Origin of the sequence: Cytobacillus sp. FSL M8-0252 (assembly GCF_038007345.1) — a bacterium.
GTDB lineage: Bacteria > Bacillota > Bacilli > Bacillales > Cytobacillaceae > Cytobacillus > Cytobacillus kochii.
This window is the reverse complement of record NZ_JBBOWZ010000001.1, coordinates 3,040,457-3,056,774: the sequence shown is the minus strand read 5'-3', so window position 1 is coordinate 3,056,774 and position 16,318 is coordinate 3,040,457. Positions and strand designations below refer to the sequence as shown.

The following is a 16,318-nucleotide window of genomic DNA, read 5'->3' as shown; positions in this document are numbered from 1 at the left end:
AAGTCACGTGTTAAAAGGAATACTCATAACTGTTCTTTCAGTTGGTGTTATCGGAACTGCTGTCTGGGGTTATCAAGAACATCGTGAGAAAAATGCGATATTAATTAACGCAGAAAACAATTATCAACGTGCATTTCATGAACTCACTTATGAAATCGATGTATTACATGATAAAATTGGATCTACTTTGGCAATGAATTCTAGAAGTTCACTGTCTCCTGCGCTTGCGGATGTTTGGAGAATTACCTCTCAAGCACATTCAGATGTAGGTCAGCTGCCACTATCACTTTTACCATTTAATAAGACGGAAGAATTTTTAGCACAAATTGGTGAGTTTAGTTATAAGACAGCGATTAGAGACTTGGATAAAGACCCATTGACTGATGAAGAATATCAGTCTTTACAAGGATTATACAAGCAGGCAGCAGATATTCAATCAGAATTACGGAATGTGCAGCATATGGTCGTCAAAAATGACTTACGATGGATGGATGTAGAAACAGCGCTTGCTACAAATAATGAAGCAGCAGATAATACAATTATAGACGGCTTTCAAACCGTCGAAAAAACAGTTGAGGGATACGATGAAACGGATTTAGGTCCCGCATTTGTAAATATGCAAAAGAAAGATGAGAACTATCAATACTTAGAAGGAAAAGAAATATCTAAAAAGGAAGCTGTATCAGAAGCGAAGAAATATGCGCAATCCCCTGATGATGTTAAAGCAACCGTGGCAGAAAATGGCGAAGGATCGGATTATGGATTTTTTAGTGTATCACTAAGGTCTCCTAAAGAAAGTATAGAAACCAATTTAGATATTACTAAAAAGGGCGGTTATCCTATTTGGCTTATCACGGCAAGAGATGTAAAACAACAAAAAATTAGTCTGGAAGATGCTCATCAATCAGCAGTGAAATTTTTAAAAGATAATGAATTTGAAGATCTTGATCTATTTGAAAGTGTGCAATATGATCAAATGGGCGTGTTTACATTTGTGTCTAAACAGGACGATGTAAGAATTTACCCAGATTCAATTAAGATGAAAGTAGCATTAGATAATGGGCAAATTTTAGGATTTTCAGCAGAGGATTATTTGAAATCCCATCATAAGCGAGATATTCCTCAAGCTGTGTTAGCAAAAGAGGAAGCAAGAGAAAAAATCAATAGTCAACTAAAAATTATGGATGATCGGTTAGCGATTATATTGAATGATAGTAATGAAGAAGTACTTTGTTATGAATTTACTGGGACATTAGGTGAAGACACGTATCGCATCTATATTAATAGTGAAAATGGAAGAGAAGAAAAAGTAGAAAAATTGCAAAATGCAGAACCAATTTATGAAGATGTGGTATAAGGCAAATAAGGACCCGAAAAGGGTTCTTTTTGTTTTTTTTTATGGAAATCATTGGCTAAATAAAGACATGAAGATGAAATATAAATGTAGAAAAAAATTAGGACTAAATAGAGTAATGTGATTATACCATGATGTTAATAATTCTCATCTCATTCAAATAAAAATATAGTTCTTTTGTAACAGTTAAGTGATAAAATAAGGAAAAGTAGAAAAGATTAGGAGGGAATACATTGTCACCAGGTGATCAATTGTATATAGAACATTATCTATCAAGTGAGGGCAAGTACATATCTAGAATTGCTGAAATTAAAGAGGATATATTACATATTCATTATCCCGTTTGTTTACAAACGAATCGGAAAATGTACTTAGTAGATGGAAGAAGAATTAAGTGTGTTGCTTACAATGCAAATGGGAAAATGTTTTTCTTCTCTGGAAGAGTGGTCGGTCGAATGATGCAGTCCACACCATTATTGAAAATTGCTTATGCAAAAGAATTTACTCATGAGAAGGAACAAATGAGGGAGTATGTTAGAGTTGATTTCAATGAATCTGTTGAAATTCAACCCGTAGGTGAAGGGATGTCTCACTCTATTATAGGGATAAGTAGAAATATAAGTGCAGGGGGAATAGCTGTAGTTGTTAATAATTTTACCTATTTGTATAAACCATCGCCCTATTTATTGCGTTTTACACTTGTGATAGAAGGTAAAAAGCGTTCCTTTGTTTTAGCGTCAGAATATGTAAGGAAAGAGGCATTAGCAGATGGGCGTCTCGTTATATCATTTAGATTTCCACAAATAAATGCAGAAGATAGACAAGCAATGATGAGGTTTTGCTTCGAACAACAGTTACTTCATATGAAGAAAAGTAAACAATCTTAAGCAGAACAGCATAAAATCTCTTTTGTGTCTCCATAATGATTAATGGAGGTGGGAGGATGAAAGTATTCGAACGCACGCTCATACTATTAATCATTTTTCATCTTGGGTTGTTACTATTATTTCAAACCGTTTTTCATTATTTACACCTATTTCCGCATTTTAATGAAGTGACAAGATATGAAGGAGTGAATCATCATTTAGAAAACAATGATGAGGAGGTATTCTACATAAAGAGGCCTTAACTTGATTTTATGATGAAAATCAGGCCAATAGAAATAATAGCTTTACAGACCTTTTGGATTGTTCTTCCTGAGAACATCCTTTTTTAGTGTTTCTTCTTATTTTTTAAAAATTATCGTATTATTTTAACTAATAAAAAGACTCCCTATTAGGGGAGGGGATTATTAATAACACATAATCATTACAACTAATTAAGTGAATTTATGATAGAATATAAAACGTAAAGAATATATTTGTATAGGTATTTCAGGAGGGTTTATGAATAAAATATCAATTGCCATCGATGGACCTGCAGCAGCGGGGAAAAGTACAGTTGCTAAGATTATAGCTGAGAAGCTTCATTATATTTATATAGATACAGGGGCGATGTATCGCGCGTTAACATTTAAAGCGTTGCAGTCAGAAATAGATATAAATGATGAAGAATCATTAATTCCTTTGTTAAAAGAGACAGAGATTGTCTTAAATCCTGGAGAATCAGGCCAACGTATTCTTTTAGATGGGATAGATGTTTCTACGGAAATTAGAACAGCTGAAGTAACTAATTCAGTGTCTACGGTTTCTAAACATAAGCAGGTAAGAGAAGAAATGGTTGCCCGTCAACAACGCTTCGGTCAAGAAGGTGGTGTAGTGATGGATGGCCGTGATATTGGTACACATGTTTTACCTGATGCAGAGGTAAAAGTGTTTCTTTTAGCATCAGTGGATGAACGAGCAGCACGGCGCCATGCTGAAAACTTAGAAAAGGGTTTTCCTTCAGATTTAGCTCTTTTAAAAGAGGAAATTGCTAAAAGAGATAAGTTAGATTCGGAAAGGGAAGTTGCACCACTCAAAAAAGCTGAGGATGCAGTAGAATTGGATACAACATCACTAAGCATTCACGAAGTTGTTGATAGAATTATGAAGTTGGTTGAGGAAAGGATTCAATAATATGAGTGTATATACATTTGCACGCTCTTTAGTATACGGCTTATTAAAGCCCGTTTATCGCATGGATGTTAAAGGTAGGGAGAATGTCCCAGCAGAAGGTGGCGTCCTTTTATGTTGCAATCATATTGATAACCTGGATCCACCAATTGTAGGGATAACAGCGCCAAGAGACATTCACTTTATGGCAAAAGAAGAGTTGTTTAACGTGCCAATTTTAGGGAAGTTATTACCACATCTGAATGCTTTTTCTGTAAAAAGAGGAATGAGTGATCGTGAAGCATTGAGAAAAGGGTTGAAGGTTCTTAAAGAAGGGCATGTTTTAGGTTTATTTCCAGAAGGGACGAGGAGTAAAACCGGAGAAGTTGGTAAAGGTCTTGCCGGTGCAGGGTTCTTTGCTCTTCGTTCTAATGCTGCAGTCGTACCTTGTGCCATCATTGGCCCGTATAAGCCTTTTAAGAAATTAAAAGTCGTCTACGGAAAGCCTATCCCAATGGATGAAATCCGTGCAAACAAAGTCAATGCAGAAGAAACAACGGATATCATTATGAATGAAATCAAAAAATTAATCGAACAGAATCGCTAAACCTTCTTACTTGACAAAAGGTGCTATTTGTAAGAAGTTTATAAAAAGGCATTTTATATTTCAGGATCAAAGTGGTTTTACAACTCTAGTTTATTTAGTGCAATTTACACTTTGTAAGATTGCATTTTATAAGTGGAAAATGAAATTAGCCATTGGATTAAGGAGGAATACATATGTCAGAAGAAATGAATGAAATTGAAGTAGCAAATTTTGAAGTTGGCGATAAAGTAAATGGTAAAGTGACAAAAGTAGAAGAGAAGCAAGTGATTGTCGATATCGAAAATAGCAAATTAGATGGTATTATTCCAATTAGTGAACTATCAAGTCTTCATGTAGAAACAGCTAGCGATGCTGTTGCAGAAGGTGATGAACTACAATTAGAAGTGTTAAAAGTAGAAGAAGAAGCGCTTGTACTATCAAAGCGCAAAGTAGATGCTGAAAAGTCTTGGGAACAACTAGAGCAAAAATTTAATGACGGTGAAGTTTTTGATGCTGAAATCAAAGATGTTGTTAAAGGCGGATTAGTCGTTGACCTTGGAGTTCGCGGATTTGTACCAGCTTCTTTAGTTGAAGCACATTTTGTTGAAGATTTCTCAGATTATAAAGGTCAAACATTAGCTTTTAAAATTGTAGAGTTAGATAAAGATAAAAATCGTTTAATTCTTTCTCATCGTGTAGTTGTTGAAGAGGAGCAAGGAAAACAAAAGAAAGAGTTACTTGGATCGCTTGAAGCTGGAAGCGTGATTGATGGAACTGTACAACGTATTACAGATTTCGGTGCTTTTGTTGATATCGGTGGTGTTGATGGTTTAGTCCATATTTCACAACTTTCTTATGAGCATGTTGCTAAGCCTTCAGATGTTGTTACAGAAGGTCAATCTGTCAAAGTAAAAGTACTAAGTGTAGATAAGGATAATGAACGAATTTCACTATCTATTAAAGATACTTTGCCTGGTCCTTGGGATGGTATTGCTGAAAAAGCCCCTAAAGGTAGTGTGTTAGAAGGCACAGTGAAAAGACTTGTATCTTATGGTGCTTTCGTAGAAGTATTCCCTGGAGTGGAAGGGCTTGTTCATATTTCTCAAATTGCACATAAACATATTGCCACTCCGCACGAAGTATTAAAAGAAGGGCAAGCAGTACAAGTGAAAGTCCTTGATGTGAATGAAGGCGATGAAAGACTTTCTCTAAGTATTAAAGATCTTGTTGAAAAAGAAGAAGAACCAACTGATTATGAACTGCCTGAAGAGTCTAAGGGGTTCCAATTAGGTGAAATGATTGGTGAACAGTTAAAGAAATTAAATAAATAATGGTGGTAGTATAGTGACGAGAGCAAAGAGAAAATGGGATCATATTCAATATGCGCTAACAACTGGTCAAACGAATAACGCTGGATTTGATTGTGTTTCTTTTGTACATCAAAGCTTACCTAACACATCTCTCTCAAAGATTCATTTGGGAACGAAAATAGGCGAACTACAACTCAGTTCGCCTATTTTTATCAATGCAATGACCGGTGGCGGTGGTGCAAAGACACTTGAAATTAATCGCCTGCTCGCGCGGGTGGCTAAAGAGACAGGGGTAGGGATGGCAGTAGGCTCGCAGATGGCAGCAATAAAAAATTCAGAAGAACGCTTTTCGTATGAAATTGTAAGGAAAGAAAATCCAGATGGATTGATATTTGCCAATTTAGGTAGCGAAGCCACGGTAAACCAAGCAAAAGATGCTGTAGAGATGATACAAGCAGACGCATTACAAATTCATGTAAATGTCGTCCAAGAGTTAACGATGCCAGAGGGAGATCGTGATTTTTCGCATGCCCTCATGCGTATCGAAAAGATTGTAAATCACTTAGATGTGCCAATTATCGTTAAAGAAGTAGGATTCGGTATGAGTCGCGAAGCTGTAGAAAAGCTAAAAGGTGTTGGCGTTAATATCGTAGATGTCGGTGGTTATGGTGGCACTAATTTCTCTAAAATCGAAAACGAACGAAGAGAGAGGGTACTGTCATTCTTTGATGGATGGGGGATTCCAACTGCTACTTCAATTGTCGAAGCACAATCACATAATAGTGATATAACGATACTTGCATCTGGTGGAATTCAGACAAGTATGGATATTGCAAAGGCTATTGCGCTTGGTGCTAACGGTGTAGGAATGGCAGGGTACTTCTTGAAGATATTAGTGGATTCTGGTTATGAAGCAGTAGTAAAAGAAGTTACTTCCCTTCATGAAGAATTAAAAATAATTATGACAGCTATAGGTGCAAGCAATCTTAACGAATTACAACTTGCCCCCCTGATTTTTAAGGGAGAAGTACTTGAGTGGCTGCAACAGCGACAAATTAATACACATACATACAGTACAAGAATGATTCATGCAAAATAATCTTTAAAATAAGAGACTGCTTACAAAGGTAGTCTCTTTTATTACGTTAAAAACTATTGATTTTTAAACTATATCATTAATCAAAGTCAAAAAAAAGAAGAGCGCGACTTTGTTGACTGAATACGAAACAAAAGTCGCGCTAACACGCGAATAGGACAAAAATATTTAAAGTAAAACAGTTAAATAAAGAGTAATCCCGTTACTAAGAGGTTTACACAATTCTTTTAAGTTATTTATTATTATTTAATTTGCGTGCATTGTCTGGACTTTGCATTGTTGTTGCCCCGTCGTACTGAATACTTTGGTCACGATCTGATTCTACTCTCTTACTGCTTTTTAGTTTTTTTTCCTGACGATCTTTTCCCATATCTACACCTCCTAATTATTAAGATAAGAAATCAGACATTTTTTATTCAAATAGATTAAACTACATATTTTCTACCCATAATGGGGATAGTAGGAGGTGTATTTATTTGGAAGGTCTTTTCTTTTATTGGATTGGTTGGTCACTTTGGATTATTGTCACATTTTTCGTAAGTAAAGCAAATACATACCGTTATTTAGCGTCATTCGCACTATTATTGCTTATTATCATTACGCCTTATCATTTTTCAATTGGAACGACAGAAATTGGTGTGAGTTTCTTTCTTCTCTACATTGCCGCTAGTTTTCTCTTTGTAAAATCGCAATGTGGTCATCCTCTCTATTTGGTTACATGTATGCTCATTGTCTCATTTGCTTACTGTGCTTTTCTCTGCTTTGAGATGTTTGATCCAATCTGGGTTGTTTTTAACCGTGACTGGATGTTAGCCGGTATGTTAGCGTGTTTAGTCATACTTCTTCATAAGCAAGCGTTAAGCCGTATTTGTATATTAATATTTGCTGCATTAAACGGGGAGGTAATATTTGCCCTTATTATTCAAAAGTATGGATTTCCTTTCCAAATTGGATCTTTTCGTTTTCTTGATGTCCTAAGTATGGCATTTGTAGTTGTTTCTGGATGGAATATGATTGAATATTTGGCTGCTTACCTAGAAAGAAACTTAAATCCATTAGTAAAGGAGAAGCAAAATTATCATGAATGAATATATCTATCCAGTTGTTTTAGGTGTAATTGTTGGCACATTAACAAGGATTTATATGTTAAGAACAGATTATCGACAGTACCCAACCTATCTACATGGGAAGATTATTCATATTGCTTTAGGTTTTATTGCTGCTGGATTAGGCAGTGTGGCCATCCCGTCGATCATGGAGGAGGATTTTACTGCGATCACCTTCTTAACCGTGGCTGCTTCACAGTTCCGTGAGGTTAGGAATATGGAAAGAAATACGTTAACTGAGTTAGATAGTTATGAAATGGTTCCACGGGGTAGGACTTATATAGAAGGAATTGCTATTGCCTTTGAAAGCAGGAATTATTTAGTCATGTTTACATCTCTTATTACTACATTATTTTACCTCTTATTTAATCTTTGGGTAGCAATTATCGCTGCTGCTATTGCCGTCGTGTTATCAAAAGTAATGATGAGTGGTGGTAAGTTATCAGATATTGTGGAAATCAAATATGTGAAGCCGCATTTCGACGGAGCCGGATTATATGTTGACAACATTTATATTATGAACATTGGACTTCCGGAAAGACAAGAAGAAATTTTAAAGTATGGGATGGGTTTTATTCTGGTTCCGAAAAATTTTAATGTAAATACGACAATTGCAAATTTAGGGCAAAGACAAGCGATATTACATGATGTTTCAACGGCTCTAGGGGTCGTGACGGATTCTGGTGCCCCAGCACTTGTGCCATTAGCTAAACGGGATTTAGATGATGGGCGAGTAGGGGTATTCATCCTTCCACAGGAAAGAACAGTTGAAAAAGCAATTAAAGTAATTGGTGGTGTACCAACCCTGGAAAATGCAATAAAAATGCCAAAAGAAATGCATGTGCCAAAATAATAGGGAGGGATAAATGATGGAAATCAATAAATTTGTACTTGCAGTTATAACAACAAACCCAAAGAAAGTCCCTAGTGGTGCAGCCGTGTTTCATTGTGAGGATAAAAAAGAAATGGAAGTGATTGCTACAAATTTAGAAGCTATTTTAGACGGAATCGCTCATATGCTGACTGAAGAAATGTACGTGATTGTCCGCCATTAATCATGAATATGCAGCTTCTTCTTGTAAGGAAGGTGGCTGTTTGGTAATATATTATAGTTGAACCCTTCATTAGTTGAAGGGTTTCTTTTAAATCAAATTTGCTTACATTAAATTAATATAAGCAAGTATTTTAATGAAATTGAGGGGTGATGTTCGTGACAAAACCAGTACTGGCAATTGTCGGACGTCCAAACGTAGGAAAATCTACTATTTTTAACAGAATTGTTGGTGAACGAATTTCAATCGTTGAAGATATTCCTGGCGTTACAAGAGATCGCATTTATAGTTCTGCAGAATGGTTAACTCATGACTTTAATATTATTGATACAGGTGGCATAGATATTGGGGACGAGCCCTTTTTAGAACAAATTCGTCAACAAGCTGAAATCGCTATCGACGAGGCTGATGTGATCGTTTTCTTAGTAAACGGTCGTGAAGGTGTGACATCTGCGGATGAAGAAGTAGCGAAAATTTTGTATAAAGCAAAAAAGCCTGTTGTTCTTGGGGTCAATAAAATTGATAATCCAGAAATGAGACAAATGATTTATGACTTTTATTCCCTGGGCTTTGGTGAACCGTTTCCAATCTCAGGATCACATGGTTTAGGTTTGGGTGATTTATTAGATGAGGCAGCTAAAAGCTTCCCTAATCATGAGGAAAATCAATACGATGATGATGTCATAAAGTTCTCGCTTATAGGCCGACCAAATGTGGGGAAATCATCTTTAGTAAATGCTATTCTAGGAGAAGATCGCGTTATTGTTTCTAATGTAGCTGGAACGACAAGAGATGCGATTGACTCACAGCTTAAGTATATCGGTGATGAGTATGTCATTATAGATACAGCGGGTATGCGGAAAAAAGGTAAAGTGTACGAAACAACTGAGAAATATAGTGTGTTACGTGCTTTAAGGGCCATTGAACGTTCTGACGTGGTTCTCATTGTACTAGATGGAGAAGAAGGAATCATTGAACAAGATAAGCGAATTGCAGGCTATGCACATGAAGCTGGTAGGGCTGTCATTATTGTTGTGAATAAATGGGATGCTGTTGAAAAAGATGAGAAAACGATGAAGAAGTTCGAACAAAATATTAGGGATCATTTCCAATTCCTTGATTACGCACCGATTGTTTTTCTATCAGCATTGACAAAGAAAAGAATTCATACATTGATTCCAATGGTGAACATTGCTAGTGAAAATCATATGATGCGCGTGGAAACAAATGTTTTAAATGATGTTATAATGGATGCAGTAGCTATGAACCCAACACCAACAGATAAGGGAAGAAGGCTGCGAATATACTATGCTACCCAAGTAGCAATCAAACCGCCGACCTTCGTTGTGTTTGTTAATGATCCTGAGCTTCTACATTTCTCTTATGAAAGATTTCTTGAAAACAGAATTAGAGATGCTTTTGGATTTGAAGGGACGCCAATTAAAATTATTGCAAGAGAACGAAAATAAACTATTCACTATTAGCATAGTAAAAGCGGACAGCTGTATGATTTGATGACTCATCATTTCATAATAAGCTGTCTCTTACATAATTATGTTTCTAGCTTTATGGGACCACCGGTTCTTTAGTATATGCCAATTAGTAAAGGTAAAAAAATGACTATTCATCTGCTCGACTAATGTTTTTCTCAGATTGGCGGTTCCTTTCCTTCTTTTAAATAGGCGAAATGAATTGAAATGAGGTGAATGCAAGATGAGTCAAAAAGATAAAATAGCTGTTATTGGTGCCGGAAGTTGGGGTACAGCCCTTGCGATGGTGCTGGCAGATAATGACCATGAAGTGCGTTTATGGGGTCACAAGGAAAAACAAATCAAAGAAATTAATGAGAACCATACAAATGAAGCATATTTACCTGCGATTACTTTACCAAAAAATATTGTAGGTTATACAAAGCTTGATCAAGTATTAGAAGGTATCGAAACAATCATTTTAGCTGTACCTACGAAAGCGATTAGAGAAGTTTTACAGAGCATAGCTGAAGTGAGAAAAGAACCGTTGACCATCGTCCATGTGAGTAAAGGGATTGAACCAGATACTTCAAAAAGAATTTCCGAAATGATTGAAGAAGTGACACCTACATCCCTTTTAAAAGATGTGGTTGTACTATCAGGGCCTAGTCATGCAGAAGAAGTTAGTTTGCGCCACCCGACAACTGTAGCTGTCTCCTCTAAAAATATGAAGGCAGCTGAAAAAGTCCAAGATTTATTTATTAATCAAAACTTTAGAGTATACACTAATCCTGATATTGTTGGCGTTGAAATTGGTGGCGCTTTAAAAAATATTATTGCATTAGCAGCTGGCATTTCAGATGGACTTGGTTATGGAGATAATGCTAAAGCTGCGCTAGTAACTAGAGGATTAGCAGAAATCACAAGACTAGGTGTAAAAATGGGCGCAAGTCCGCTAACTTTCTCAGGTCTAGCTGGCATAGGTGATTTGATTGTGACTTGTACAAGTACTCATTCGAGAAACTGGCGTGCAGGGAATCTTCTAGGCAAAGGCAAAAACTTAGACGAAGTATTAGAAAATATGGGTATGGTTGTTGAAGGCGTTCGAACAACAAGAGCAGCCTATCAATTAGCAGAGAAATACGATGTGCAAATGCCCATAACATCTGTTCTATATGACATTTTATTTAATGATATCGATGCTAAAGATGGAGTTGACCGTCTAATGGCACGTACAAAAACAAATGAAATGGAAGATATTGCGGATATTTTTATGGCTCAAAATCAAGATTAACTAATAATTTGGTGCTGTTTATAAAAATATAGGCATATGAGGAGACGGGCGGCTTATCCTCTGCATACAATGCCTTTGAAGCAAACTGGTAAAATGAACAGGGTGAATAGGGTATTTTAGTCATTTGCCGAGGATAAGGAAGCCCCTTCTTATTCCTCGGTTATTTTTTTGTACTTTACTTGCTATGTTACAATTCATTTAATATGGAGAATAAGAAGTCAATTAGGGGATTCCTAAAATGGATATTGAGAATATTAGAGTAGTCCAATAATTGCTTGCCTTTTACTGCAATACATAAAATTATCTGATAATGCTGTCAAAGCGAACGAACTGTATGGTATAATACAATTCGGAAAAAGGAGTGAATGAGATGTCACCTGGTTTAATGAAAATGTGGATTGCCCTTGCTTCAATGGGCTTTATGTTTATTGCTATCTTACTTATTTATTTAAGTCGTTTTAAGTTGAAAAATGGGGTATTGAAAGGGGTAACTGCTCTATTTGCCTATAGTTTTATGGTAGTAAGTGGTCTCATTATTTTTCTAGTCGTATTTAGCGGTCCCGTTTCAGAATAGAACATCGCAAGGGGTTTCTCCCTGAAAATACATAATTAAAGGTTGATGTATATGAAAAAAAAGAGCTATGTAACTAGCTTATTTATACTCATTACCCTTCTTTTATCTGGATGTATGTACCCAGAAGAAGAAAGAGCAAAAAATCAAATTCCTTACGAGGATGAAATTAATCGCGTACAAACAGCCATCAAGCAATATCAAGATGAGACAGGTGGTCTATTACCTATAAAAACGACCGAAGAAGATACACCGCTTTTTCAAAAATATCCAATTGATTTTAAGAAACTTGTACCAAAATACATGGCTGAGTATCCTAGCAATGCATTTGAATCTGGAGGCGTTTTTCAATATGTACTGATTGATGTTGAAGATGATCCGAAAGTGAAATTGTCTGATTTACGTATTGCTGATGAAATAAGAGATATTACTCTCCGAATTCGCATGGAAGGATATCCACCATATAAGGATAATATCGGTGAAAATGTATACTCATTAGATTTCTCTAAAATCGGTTATAATGATGAACCGAAAGCTGTTAGCCCGTTTAGTGGTAACGAACTATCGTATGTGGTGACAACCGACGGAGAAGTATTCGTTGATTATCGTACCGACTTAATGCAATTAATGGAGGCTGGGGATATTAAAGCTGAAAACAATGATATACGCTTCCATTTAGTCGAAGATTCACCTTTTGTACCATCTTATTCATTACCGTATACAATAGATGAAAAAAAGAATGAACCAATATTTTTAGTGAATTAGTCATAACCCTCTCTCTACAAAATATATTGTAGAGGGAGGGTTTTTTTTCTCTTTTAATACAATAATGAAAAGCAACTATTGATTGCATAAAGAAAAAGTGAGAAAGGGGATTTTTTTAAAAAGTTGGCATATTCATATCGGACAACATCATAGATATATAGTGTACAAATATAAATTATTGGATAATATTATCCCACTAACTCATGATTCAGGAGGGGATCACTTGGAAAAGGTAGATATTTTTAAAGATATTGCCGAACGAACAGGCGGTGATATCTATTTTGGAGTAGTAGGTGCAGTCCGTACTGGAAAATCGACATTTATTAAGAAATTCATGGAGCTAGCAGTCCTCCCAAATATGGACAATGAGGCTGATCGAGCACGTACCCAGGATGAGCTCCCTCAAAGTGCAGCAGGAAAAACAATTATGACTACAGAACCGAAGTTTGTGCCGAATCAAGCTGCTAATGTCCATGTGGATGAAGGATTGGAGGTTAATATCCGTCTTGTCGATTGTGTTGGATATACAGTCCCAGGAGCAAAAGGATATGAGGATGAAAATGGTCCAAGAATGATTAATACTCCTTGGTATGAGGAGCCGATTCCATTTCACGAAGCTGCTGAAATCGGTACAAGAAAAGTCATTCAAGAACACTCTACAATTGGTGTCGTCATTACGACCGATGGTACAATTGGAGAAATTCCTCGTGCAAACTACATCGAGGCTGAAGAAAGAGTAATTGAAGAGCTTAAAGAAGTAGGAAAACCATTTATTATGGTCATCAATAGTGTGCAACCACACCATCCGGCAACTGAGGACCTTCGTTTGAAGCTATCAGAGAAATATGATATCCCTGTACTTGCTATGAGTGTAGAAGGAATGAGGGAATCTGATGTATATAGCGTGATGCGAGAAGCGTTGTACGAATTCCCTGTTTTAGAAGTAAATGTAAACTTACCAAGTTGGGTAATGGTCCTTCACGAAGATCATTGGTTACGTGAGAGTTATCAAGAAGCCGTAAAAGAGACTGTCAAAGATATTAAGAGGTTAAGAGATGTTGATCGTGTTGTACATCAGTTTAGTGATTTCGAATTTATTGATCGTGCGGGCTTAGCCGGTATAGAAATGGGTCAAGGGATCGCTGAAATTGATTTATATGCGCCTGATGATTTATATGATGAGGTATTAAAAGAAATTGTCGGTGTTGAAATACGTGGTAAAGATCATCTTCTTGAACTGATGCAAGAATTTGCCCATGCAAAATCAGAATATGATCAAATCTCAGATGCGCTTAGAATGGTGAAACAGACAGGATATGGCATCGCAGCTCCATCACTGTCTGATATGAGTTTAGATGAGCCTGAAATAACAAGGCATGGCTCAAGGTTCGGTGTACGCTTGAAAGCTGTTGCACCGTCGATTCATATGATCAAAGTTGATGTTGAATCTGAATTTTCTCCGATTATCGGAACAGAGAAACAAAGTGAAGAATTAGTTCGTTACTTAATGCAAGACTTTGAAGATGATCCGCTTTCAATTTGGAATTCAGATATCTTTGGTCGATCGCTTAGCTCGATTGTTAGAGAAGGAATCCAAGCAAAGTTATCATTGATGCCTGAGAATGCTAGATATAAACTCAAAGAGACTTTAGAAAGAATTATAAACGAAGGCTCTGGGGGACTCATTGCCATTATTTTGTAGAAATAAAAGGCGACTTTCATTCTATTCGGATGAAAAGTTGTCTTTTTTTTATGGGTAATAAAAGTATAAAACGGATTAGTATACTTTTGTTGATAAATAAAGTATTATCTAAAATGACAGAAGCGTGGAATTTCGGTAGAAGTCTTATTTGAATTACCCTATAAAAAGACCAATCAACCTTTCGTAACATAGAAACGAATAAAAATACAGTATGGTTACTTTGGTTTGTTCTTTATAAAGAATTACACTATGGAAATGAAAGAGCTTACATTTTTTATCTCTACAAATTTGTCAAGCTTTAAGCCTAGATTGACGGGTTTTCTCTCCCCTTATTACAAATTTGTTTCAAATAAGAAAAGATTGCCATCAAATCATGAAATATCCTTGATATGCTCAATTGATTATGATAATCTTTTAAGCAGAATTAACGTTGTAACGGTAAGAACCCTTATGAAATAAGGCTTTTTGCATCAAAAAAGTTGAAATTCTTCTTTTTTTGAGATATGATAAGTTTCTGCTTCAACAAAAATGCGTTACAACGTATAGAATTCAGTAATTTTGTTTACAAATGAATGTAAGGAATCTTTATTTTACTGGGTTTACGATATTTTTTGGGAGGAGGTGAAAGTAATGAACAAAACTGAACTAATTAATGCAGTTGCAGAAGCTAGCGAGCTTTCTAAGAAAGATGCTACTAAAGCAGTTGATGCTGTTTTCGATACAGTGCTTGATGCACTTAAAAATGGTGATAAAGTACAACTAATTGGTTTTGGTAACTTTGAAGTTCGTGAACGTGCAGCACGTAAAGGCCGCAACCCACAAACTGGCGAAGAAATCGAAATCGCTGCAAGCAAAGTTCCTGCTTTCAAACCAGGAAAAGCGCTTAAAGATGCAGTAAAGTAATTAATTACATAATTAATTGCTTAAGGAAAAACCGCGAATTTTTTTCGCGGTTTTTCTTATAAATTTACGATTAATTTCAAACATTGCCTAGTCCCATACAACAGTAGTGCAATCCACAAAGGTAAAGGGGCTAAAGACTACGGATTTTTTTCTCTTCGTTAAATGATTAAGAAGACCCCAATAACTGACTTACAACAAAATGAATGATTCTTGATCTTCATTCTCTTTACAAAATCAATGCACATTCCACCATATCAAGTGAATGACCATTTTATGAATGAGTTATAAAAAACTATGTTTTTTACTACTATTTGTACTTAACATATAGATTTCTTTCTCAAAACCATCATAGGAGTTTGACGGTACTTGTGTTCATTTATATAATAGTATCCTAAAAGGAAGAAAGTTTATCCTTTATTTTTCTATAACTTTTTGTCTGTTAGGAAATAATTATGCTAGCATGTAAGATAATAGTTTATAGTTCCGTAATAGGAGGTAGCTGAATGTCAGAAGTAAATCGCGCTCAAATTGAAGAAGCTGTAAGGCTTATATTAGACGCTATTGGAGAAGATCCGAACCGAGAGGGGTTATTAGATACACCAAAAAGAGTAGCAAAAATGTATGAAGAGGTGTTTTCGGGCATACACCAGGACCCTGAAGAATATTTTGAAACCGTTTTTGGTGAAGACCATGAAGAACTTGTCCTTGTAAAAGATATTCCATTCTTTTCAATGTGTGAACATCATCTTGTCCCATTCTTTGGGAAGGCGCATGTTGCTTATATTCCTAGAAATGGTAAGGTGACGGGATTAAGCAAGTTAGCAAGGGCTGTAGAAACTGTTGCAAGAAGACCGCAACTTCAAGAGCGCATTACAGCTACAGTAGCAGATGCAATATTACATAAATTAGATCCTCATGGTGTGATGGTAGTCGTAGAGGCGGAACATATGTGTATGACCATGCGTGGTGTGAAAAAACCTGGTAGTAAAACAGTCACCTCTGCGGTTAGAGGTGTTTTTGCGGAAGATGGAAATACAAGAGCAGAAGTGTTGTCATTTATAAAAGGGTAATAGGATA

Annotated in this window: 18 protein-coding genes; 17 read left to right on the top strand and 1 reads right to left on the bottom strand. The window is 36.1% G+C overall.

Annotated elements, in window-relative coordinates; genetic code table 11:
* The first annotated feature begins 7 nt into the window (after nt 1-7).
* The 7 genes from ypeB (at nt 8) to fni (ending at nt 6,382) form a co-directional block, all read left to right on the top strand.
* Nucleotides 8-1,357, top strand: a complete 1,350-nt coding sequence (ypeB, locus tag MKX83_RS15340) for a germination protein YpeB (protein WP_322909560.1) — start codon at nt 8-10, stop codon at nt 1,355-1,357.
* 230 nt (nt 1,358-1,587) lie between these two features.
* A complete protein-coding gene (locus MKX83_RS15335; protein ID WP_095372737.1) occupies nt 1,588-2,241 on the top strand; it encodes a flagellar brake protein in 654 nt (217 codons plus the stop codon).
* A gap of 56 nt (nt 2,242-2,297) precedes the next feature.
* Nucleotides 2,298-2,483 carry a DUF5359 family protein gene (locus tag MKX83_RS15330; protein ID WP_095372738.1) on the top strand — a complete coding sequence of 62 codons (186 nt, stop codon included), beginning with the start codon at nt 2,298-2,300 and terminating at the stop codon, nt 2,481-2,483.
* Between the two features lie 256 nt (nt 2,484-2,739).
* Nucleotides 2,740-3,411: a (d)CMP kinase gene (gene cmk / locus MKX83_RS15325; protein WP_095372739.1), complete on the top strand. Its 672-nt coding sequence runs from the start codon at nt 2,740-2,742 to the stop codon at nt 3,409-3,411.
* A gap of 1 nt (nt 3,412) precedes the next feature.
* Nucleotides 3,413-3,994, top strand: coding sequence for a lysophospholipid acyltransferase family protein (locus tag MKX83_RS15320; RefSeq protein ID WP_095372740.1), 582 nt, complete (start codon nt 3,413-3,415; stop codon nt 3,992-3,994).
* A 173-nt stretch (nt 3,995-4,167) separates the two neighbouring features.
* Nucleotides 4,168-5,304 (top strand): 30S ribosomal protein S1, encoded by a 1,137-nt coding sequence (gene rpsA / locus MKX83_RS15315; RefSeq protein ID WP_095372741.1) that lies wholly within the window; start codon nt 4,168-4,170, stop codon nt 5,302-5,304.
* 13 nt (nt 5,305-5,317) lie between these two features.
* Nucleotides 5,318-6,382 (top strand): type 2 isopentenyl-diphosphate Delta-isomerase, encoded by a 1,065-nt coding sequence (gene fni / locus MKX83_RS15310; protein WP_307313035.1) that lies wholly within the window; start codon nt 5,318-5,320, stop codon nt 6,380-6,382.
* A gap of 229 nt (nt 6,383-6,611) precedes the next feature.
* On the opposite strand, the gene MKX83_RS15305 is transcribed toward fni, so the two are convergent.
* Complete coding sequence (locus tag MKX83_RS15305) at nt 6,612-6,749, bottom strand: YpzI family protein (protein ID WP_095372743.1); 138 nt, start codon at nt 6,747-6,749, stop codon at nt 6,612-6,614.
* 106 nt (nt 6,750-6,855) lie between these two features.
* Here MKX83_RS15305 and MKX83_RS15300 point away from each other — a divergent pair, with 106 nt between their 5' ends.
* The 10 genes from MKX83_RS15300 to folE all read left to right on the top strand — a co-directional run bounded on the left by MKX83_RS15300 (nt 6,856) and on the right by folE (nt 16,311).
* Nucleotides 6,856-7,467 carry a YphA family membrane protein gene (locus MKX83_RS15300; RefSeq protein WP_095372744.1) on the top strand — a complete coding sequence of 204 codons (612 nt, stop codon included), beginning with the start codon at nt 6,856-6,858 and terminating at the stop codon, nt 7,465-7,467.
* Nucleotides 7,460-8,338: a YIEGIA family protein gene (locus MKX83_RS15295; RefSeq protein ID WP_095372745.1), complete on the top strand. Its 879-nt coding sequence runs from the start codon at nt 7,460-7,462 to the stop codon at nt 8,336-8,338. Before MKX83_RS15300 ends, MKX83_RS15295 begins: the two co-directional genes overlap by 8 nt.
* 16 nt (nt 8,339-8,354) lie before the next feature.
* A complete protein-coding gene (locus MKX83_RS15290) occupies nt 8,355-8,540 on the top strand; it encodes a capping complex subunit for YIEGIA (RefSeq protein WP_095372746.1) in 186 nt (61 codons plus the stop codon).
* A gap of 155 nt (nt 8,541-8,695) precedes the next feature.
* Nucleotides 8,696-10,006 (top strand): ribosome biogenesis GTPase Der, encoded by a 1,311-nt coding sequence (gene der, locus MKX83_RS15285; protein ID WP_341056162.1) that lies wholly within the window; start codon nt 8,696-8,698, stop codon nt 10,004-10,006.
* A gap of 244 nt (nt 10,007-10,250) precedes the next feature.
* The gene (locus MKX83_RS15280) at nt 10,251-11,300 is read left to right on the top strand and encodes an NAD(P)H-dependent glycerol-3-phosphate dehydrogenase (RefSeq protein ID WP_340975410.1); all 1,050 of its coding nucleotides are present in this window, start codon (nt 10,251-10,253) and stop codon (nt 11,298-11,300) included.
* A 370-nt stretch (nt 11,301-11,670) separates the two neighbouring features.
* A complete protein-coding gene (locus tag MKX83_RS15275; protein WP_095372749.1) occupies nt 11,671-11,874 on the top strand; it encodes a DUF2768 domain-containing protein in 204 nt (67 codons plus the stop codon).
* Nucleotides 11,875-11,925: 51 nt separating this feature from the next.
* Nucleotides 11,926-12,636, top strand: coding sequence for a hypothetical protein (locus MKX83_RS15270; protein WP_095372750.1), 711 nt, complete (start codon nt 11,926-11,928; stop codon nt 12,634-12,636).
* Between the two features lie 223 nt (nt 12,637-12,859).
* Nucleotides 12,860-14,338: a stage IV sporulation protein A gene (spoIVA, locus tag MKX83_RS15265; protein WP_095372751.1), complete on the top strand. Its 1,479-nt coding sequence runs from the start codon at nt 12,860-12,862 to the stop codon at nt 14,336-14,338.
* Nucleotides 14,339-14,968: 630 nt separating this feature from the next.
* Nucleotides 14,969-15,241, top strand: a complete 273-nt coding sequence (gene hbs / locus MKX83_RS15260; RefSeq protein WP_066200607.1) for a non-specific DNA-binding protein Hbs — start codon at nt 14,969-14,971, stop codon at nt 15,239-15,241.
* 503 nt (nt 15,242-15,744) lie between these two features.
* The gene (gene folE / locus MKX83_RS15255; protein ID WP_095372753.1) at nt 15,745-16,311 is read left to right on the top strand and encodes a GTP cyclohydrolase I FolE; all 567 of its coding nucleotides are present in this window, start codon (nt 15,745-15,747) and stop codon (nt 16,309-16,311) included.
* Nucleotides 16,312-16,318: the final 7 nt, after the last annotated feature.

Coding starts and splice junctions, on each gene's coding strand:
- MKX83_RS15330 (WP_095372738.1), top strand. CDS start 2,298: ATGAAAGTATTCGAACGCACGCTCATACTATTAATCATTTTTCATCTT.
- cmk (WP_095372739.1), top strand. CDS start 2,740: ATGAATAAAATATCAATTGCCATCGATGGACCTGCAGCAGCGGGGAAA.
- MKX83_RS15320 (WP_095372740.1), top strand. CDS start 3,413: ATGAGTGTATATACATTTGCACGCTCTTTAGTATACGGCTTATTAAAG.
- rpsA (WP_095372741.1), top strand. CDS start 4,168: ATGTCAGAAGAAATGAATGAAATTGAAGTAGCAAATTTTGAAGTTGGC.
- MKX83_RS15305 (WP_095372743.1), bottom strand. CDS start 6,749: ATGGGAAAAGATCGTCAGGAAAAAAAACTAAAAAGCAGTAAGAGAGTA.
- MKX83_RS15295 (WP_095372745.1), top strand. CDS start 7,460: ATGAATGAATATATCTATCCAGTTGTTTTAGGTGTAATTGTTGGCACA.
- MKX83_RS15290 (WP_095372746.1), top strand. CDS start 8,355: ATGGAAATCAATAAATTTGTACTTGCAGTTATAACAACAAACCCAAAG.
- MKX83_RS15280 (WP_340975410.1), top strand. CDS start 10,251: ATGAGTCAAAAAGATAAAATAGCTGTTATTGGTGCCGGAAGTTGGGGT.
- MKX83_RS15275 (WP_095372749.1), top strand. CDS start 11,671: ATGTCACCTGGTTTAATGAAAATGTGGATTGCCCTTGCTTCAATGGGC.
- MKX83_RS15270 (WP_095372750.1), top strand. CDS start 11,926: ATGAAAAAAAAGAGCTATGTAACTAGCTTATTTATACTCATTACCCTT.
- hbs (WP_066200607.1), top strand. CDS start 14,969: ATGAACAAAACTGAACTAATTAATGCAGTTGCAGAAGCTAGCGAGCTT.
- folE (WP_095372753.1), top strand. CDS start 15,745: ATGTCAGAAGTAAATCGCGCTCAAATTGAAGAAGCTGTAAGGCTTATA.